The organism is Phormidium pseudopriestleyi FRX01, assembly GCF_017313335.1.
GTDB lineage: Bacteria > Cyanobacteriota > Cyanobacteriia > Cyanobacteriales > Laspinemataceae > Laspinema > Laspinema pseudopriestleyi.
The window spans coordinates 1-4,935 of the sequence record NZ_JAFLQW010000010.1 but is presented as its reverse complement, the minus strand read 5'-3'; the positions used below and the strand labels follow the sequence as shown (position 1 = coordinate 4,935).

6 protein-coding genes are annotated in these 4,935 nt (G+C 48.2%); 1 reads left to right on the top strand and 5 read right to left on the bottom strand.

The annotated features are described in order from the left end of the window. From J0895_RS00360 to J0895_RS00345, 4 genes are all read right to left on the bottom strand, one after another. A partial coding sequence (locus tag J0895_RS00360; RefSeq protein WP_207086166.1) for an AAA family ATPase occupies window positions 1-1,004 on the bottom strand: 1,004 nt, incomplete at its 3' end. A 15-nt stretch (window positions 1,005-1,019) separates the two neighbouring features. Then, the gene (locus J0895_RS00355) at window positions 1,020-1,169 is read right to left on the bottom strand and encodes a hypothetical protein (protein WP_207086165.1); all 150 of its coding nucleotides are present in this window, start codon (window positions 1,167-1,169) and stop codon (window positions 1,020-1,022) included. A gap of 386 nt (window positions 1,170-1,555) precedes the next feature. After that, window positions 1,556-1,768 carry a hypothetical protein gene (locus J0895_RS00350; RefSeq protein WP_207086164.1) on the bottom strand — a complete coding sequence of 71 codons (213 nt, stop codon included), beginning with the start codon at window positions 1,766-1,768 and terminating at the stop codon, window positions 1,556-1,558. Window positions 1,769-2,338: 570 nt separating this feature from the next. Then, window positions 2,339-3,766 carry a GAF domain-containing sensor histidine kinase gene (locus J0895_RS00345; protein WP_242540940.1) on the bottom strand — a complete coding sequence of 476 codons (1,428 nt, stop codon included), beginning with the start codon at window positions 3,764-3,766 and terminating at the stop codon, window positions 2,339-2,341. Between the two features lie 494 nt (window positions 3,767-4,260). Between J0895_RS00345 and J0895_RS00340 the strand changes: the two genes are divergently transcribed. Beyond that, entirely contained in the window at window positions 4,261-4,578 is a 318-nt protein-coding gene (locus J0895_RS00340; RefSeq protein ID WP_015150024.1) for a DUF3155 domain-containing protein, read from the top strand. 17 nt (window positions 4,579-4,595) lie between these two features. Here J0895_RS00340 and J0895_RS00335 read toward each other — a convergent pair whose 3' ends face one another. Further along, entirely contained in the window at window positions 4,596-4,745 is a 150-nt protein-coding gene (locus tag J0895_RS00335; RefSeq protein WP_207086162.1) for a hypothetical protein, read from the bottom strand. Between the last annotated feature and the right edge of the window lie 190 nt (window positions 4,746-4,935).

The window sequence follows — 4,935 nt, the reverse complement described above, 5'->3', positions numbered from 1 at the left end:
TGGTCCTGTAACTGCTGGCGCTGTTGGACCGCTTGCTGATAGGATTGGAATTTAGAGGCTTGAACTTCTTCGTGAGCTTGTAATTGCTGATATTGATGATATCCTGCCCTAATTTCGCCTTCTTGTTTGAGGAGTGCCTCTAATTCTTGGCGACGGCGATGGTTGAGATTGAGTTCTTGTTGAGTGCGATCGCAGTCGTCCTTTAAGTGGCGATCGCGGTCCTGATGATGAGTGATTTGGTGTTGCCAGTTTTGGCGCTGGAGTTGGAGTTGTTGAAACTGTTGTAATTGCGATCGCTGATGGTTCACGGACTCTTGACCCTGGAGAATTTGCGCTTCCACCTGGTCCAGATTTTGGGTGATCGCCATTGTTTCTTGTAATCGTTGCTGTAGCGAGGCTAAACTTTGTTCCAGCAACTGGACTTGACCCTTTGCTTCGCGCGATCGGTCTTTTGCCTGTTCCGCCAACTCATCGTAATGGTCCAATCTCAGCAGAGTTGCCAATACCTGCTTCCGTTCCGAGGGTCGTTTCAACATAAACTCATCCGCTCGACCTTGGCGCAGGTAAGATGAATTAGTAAAGGTTTCGTAGTCGAGTTTGATATGTTGGATAATTTTATCCTGAGTGGCTCGTAAACCTTTCTCAGTTAGAGGGCGAAACTCTAGATTTTCCAGTTGATTGGCAGTCAAATCCTCAGAAGTCGTCGCCACTTGAAATTCCAGAGAACTGGATTGACCCCGTTGCCGGGAACGAATCACCCGATAGATTTGTTGATTGGTTTGGAAGGTAAAATCAACCCGCGCATCCATTTCCCCACTATGAATAATATCGTCCTCGGTGCCAGCGCGACTATTTCCCCATAGGGACCAGGCGAGGGCTTCTAGGAGGGAGGATTTTCCGGCACCATTTGGTCCACAGATACAGGCAGTATGTAATCCATGAAAGTCTAGGGTAGCTTCGCGATAACTCAGAAAGTTTTTTAAACTCAGTTCTAAGGGAATCATGTTAATAAGGCTTACTCATAAAAGGGCGATCGGCCAAAGGGTTGGTGAAAGCGTGAAGGGAGAGGGATTATCGATGGCTGGGAAAGCCGGTTGAATCACAGATGCGATCGCCTTTACTCCCAAATTGTCCAGGGTTTTTCTGGCATTTGCGACATTGACGACCAATTCAACTTCCTATTTTGAGCCAGATTTCCACCGGATTCTACCTTTTGACCGCTTAATTTTACAAATATTTACAATTAAAGAAATTTTCCCATCCCTGATTGCCAAGAATGAGAAAATTTAATCGAGTTTCCTTTACCTTAACCCCGTCATTTTAGATTCATCTCCCCCATTCTCCCCATTCCTTGAAGCGAATCAGCCTTAATCGGGTGAGAGAGAATCTTCCCATCCTGAGCCCGCAAAGGGTTAATCCCCTATCTACTTTGTCCCCAATCTGAGGGAGGAATCATCCAATTGATTGAGACAACTTATCGACAGCACCTTTGTAGCGATCGCACTGTGGATAAAATTTCTATACCCTTAGACACACTCCCCCATCTCCCAATCCCTTACCCGCGAACCTTCAACCAATGGCAGCGATCTAAAAGTAAAGCCAAAGCGCCCAGCATCTGAACTTGCCAGGGGGCCAAGATTAGGGCTATAACCGCTAACAGTCCGGCTAGAGTCATGGTCATCACGCCTACAGTTTCCTCAGAGGTGCGTCGATTAATCACAAAGGCACAGACTGAAATGCTTAGAGGAATTATACATACCGGATGCATCTGGGTTTCGCTCCTATTGAAATCTCGTAAAAGTAACTAAGGCTACAAAATTGCTACTAAACCTAATGTAGCACCGAATACCGAATCCGTCTCGGTCCATTTATCTAAATTCCCTGACAGGGGTTCCGGCTAAAAATAGCAGGCGACTGCCCTCAAATGGCCTAATTTTGGACCTTTTTAGGATTTAGTCCCTGGGGAATCTCAACGGAGGGAGTCAGAAACTTTCTAAGTTGAGCAGAAGAGTCCGACTTGTCTCTACCCTAAGAGTTAGCTCGTGAAATGATAACGCCTAGATTTAGTTTCCGCAATAAATTGGTTAAAATAATTTTCCATTGACCACGGGGCAAGAGTTTTAGGGCTTTTTCTGCTTAAATTAAACCCTGAGAAATCCTGAAAAAAGCCAATTAACTGCCCTGAGAGCATCCGTCTCCAGAGTCAGTTCCATCTCCAACTTCCTAGGGGGGTTCTTGGGTCCCTCAGCCTCTTACTTTTAACCAGAATAAATACTTAGGGAACTCCAAAAAATAAAATACCCAAAACTAGAAAATGCAACTTACGGTCAAATCGCCCTTAGAGTTGCAGCCAAAGAATAAAGGTGGTCCCCGGATAATCGGAACTGGGGCGGTTTTGCCAATTCGGGTCTCGCCATTGGGGGGGAGTGGGACTAAAGACTTCGATTTCCCCTTGCATTTGGGTGATCAGTTCGCGGGCGATCGCCAATCCCAATCCCGTACCGGGAATATCACTATCGGCTTTGACTCCGCGATAATACCGTTGAAATAATCGTTCCAAGTCTTGGGGGGGAATGCCGATTCCCGTGTCACTAATGGCGATCGCCATCAAAATCACCCCCTCTATTTGGCGCTGATCCCCCACCTTCACATAAATTTTGCCTCCGGGGGGCGTATATTTCAAGGCATTGTCAATCAAATTACTCAAGATTTCCCGCAGGGCTTTGGGATAGGTCAAAACCGGAGGCAATTCCGACGGGATATCGGTACTCAATTCCAGATGACGTTCGCTGGCGATCGCCAGGGCCGAAATTAGCAACGGTTCCAGTACAGGCCGGATATCGCAGGGTTCTAAATCAAAAGCTGGGAGTAACAATTGTGGCGATCGCCTCTCCAACCTCGGGGTTTCCGACGGGACCTCGGTTTGCCGATCCGGGACCGCTGCTATTTCTTCCAGTTCGATCGCCAAATCCATCTGTTGCAGCAACTCTTGAACGCGATCGCTCTCGCGCAGGATACTTCCAGCAATATCTCGGTTCGAGTCCGGTTCCCGCAGGCGTTTTAACAATAATTTTCCAAAGGTGCGTAAGGCGGTGAGGGGACTGCGGACTTGATGCAGGAGGTTATCGAGTAAATCATGTTGTTCCGCTTGCAGGCGTTGGTGTTGGCGCATTTGCTGACTTAACCACCGCTGCCGCCGATCCAGAATGCAGGCGATCGCAATAGTTTGGGCGATGCATTCAATCTGCATCCGTTCGCGATCGGTCCAGGGTCGGTCCTCTCGGCGCGTCACCAACAGTCCCATCACGATTTCTTCATGGATCAGGGGTAAGACAATTTGTCGATGTTGCGCTAAATCCTCCCCCTCGGCGATCGGTTCATCCTCTGGGTTTAAATATCGGATCGGTTCAACTAAATGAACCGTCACGGGTCTTTCGGAGGAAGCACAGATGAACGGGGGACCTTGAGCAAGGGGGGCATTCGTTCCCGTTGTCGGGGTTTCCCCGGGGATTGTCGTCGGCGGAAAGTCGGGGGTGGGACGCAAGGGAATCTCTGTAGCCATCTGTGAACCGGCGATCGCCCGGGCGGGATTTTCTTCCCACACCACAGCAGTTTCCGGATAGGTGACAATCGGAATCAGCTTGGCTTCTCGGTCTTCTGCCAATTCTTCTGTCAAATACACCACGCTCACGGAGGATCCTAGCCCTTTCGAGAGCAAACCCACCTGTGATTTGCACAGGGCAACAAATTCTGAACTGGCTCCCATTCCCATATTCCCTTATTCGATTTAACACAGTAACGCCCACCGATGCCCGCCACCTTCCCCCGCACCCGGTTTATCCTGACTAGCTTAACCCTAGGAACGGACCCTCTGAGTTCATGTTGGCAGAAATTGGGTCCGGTTGCTTACTTCTGGGGTAAGATACTTTAGCATCAAGAGGGTTTGGAGACCAAACCCCTACATGAAACAACGATTTATAGAGCATTCCTTTCCTCGGGTAAACAGGGCTGGGGAATTTTGAAGTCCCGGGCGGCTCCACTCTATGGATTTTTGTAACAAACTTTATAGTTTTGTGAATTTTCGCCGTACATCTCTCGAAAGGGGAGCAAAAAAGCCTGGAAAGGCTTATGATATAAGAGATGCTGCGTTTTGTAACAAAATTAGCAAGAGGGATTGATTTTTTTTATTACAGCGGATATAATCAGCACGACTTTTGTAACCATCACTACACCTGTCGGCTGAAATAGGAGGTAAGGACTTTGGCAAGGAGACGTAAGCGGAAGAGCCGTCGCCGCCAAGAAGGGCGCAGGATTTTAGAGCACGTGCCTCAGTATAGTATCGAAAGCGGTGAAGATAAGCCAGTCACAGCCGCCCGTAAATTCATCAAGGCAGAGGGCATCGTGCCACCGGCTTTGTTGCTAGTTAAGAGAAACGAGCATACCACGGATCGATACTTCTGGGCAGAAAAAGGATTGTTCGGTGCTCAATATGTAGAAGAAAATCATTTCTTATTCCCAAGCTTAAAGTTTTTTGAGAGCAAAGCAGAAATACCCCCCGTGGCTTTATCAGTCCGGTAAAAGGGTTGATCTGCGAGTTATGAGAACTGAAAGTTTAAGGGACCGGGCGGCGAGGGATTATCCTGGGCGGGCGATCGCCTCGGATGACCCTGCTGTGCGAGGGTGCGATTCCTAGCGGACTGGAACAGAGTGCCGAGTAAATTTAGCAAATTTACAAGGGCATTCACCCGGTTTTTGCCAAAGCTGGCGTCATAGAGAGTCCCCTAGACTTTACCAAGAATCGGCGTAAAGCCCCCGGATTTATCCGTGGGGATATAAGCCGACCGTGTTAAAATAGTAAAAGCGAGTAAGAATAATCATCTGCGTGATTATTGCATTCTAGTCTTCGGTGAAATTCCGGCACAGTAAGTCACTACT